Source organism: Vibrio sp. 1401, assembly GCF_033340295.1.
In genome coordinates this window covers 1-540 of the sequence record NZ_JAWOWF010000761.1, presented here as the reverse complement: position 1 = coordinate 540, position 540 = coordinate 1, and the positions used below count along the sequence as shown (strand labels likewise).

Genomic DNA, 540 nt, shown 5'->3' with positions numbered 1-540 from the left:
AATCAATGCGGATAAATCGGTATCGAACAACACTAAGAATCGTCAGATCGTGATGGAGTTGTACGATAAAGGCATCTTCGACATCAAAGATGCCATCAACCGTGTTGCCGATCGTCTTAACATTTCAAAACACACCGTGTATTTATACATTCGTCAACGTAAAACCGAGGACGAATAAGCGTGGGTGGATTAACTTACACGCTGGTGGTAAATGGCTCTGTTTACGGCAGCGAATCGGCACGCAGCGCATACCAATTCGCACAAGCAGTCATTGAACAAGGGCATACTCTGGTGAGTGTGTTCTTTTATCAAGATGGTGTGATCAACGGTACAGCGTTAAGTGTGCCAGCTAATGATGAGTTTGATTTGACTAAAGCATGGCAAGGTCTCGCTAAAGAACATGATGTGCGTTTGGAAACGTGTGTCGCTGCAGCGCTGCGTCGTGGCATCATTAGTGAGGATGAAGCCACTCAACATGGCTTAACACAAAATAATCTTGCAGAAGGTTTTGTACAAGCGGGTTTGGGCAGTCTAGCCGAA

General features: G+C 45.4%; 2 protein-coding genes. Both read left to right on the top strand.

From position 1 onward, the window contains the following. On the top strand, positions 1 to 178 hold a 178-nt coding region (locus tag R7Z77_RS28020; RefSeq protein WP_318137390.1), incomplete at its 5' end, for a helix-turn-helix domain-containing protein. 2 nt (positions 179 to 180) lie between these two features. After that, on the top strand, positions 181 to 540 hold a 360-nt coding region (tusD, locus tag R7Z77_RS28015), incomplete at its 3' end, for a sulfurtransferase complex subunit TusD (RefSeq protein WP_318137389.1).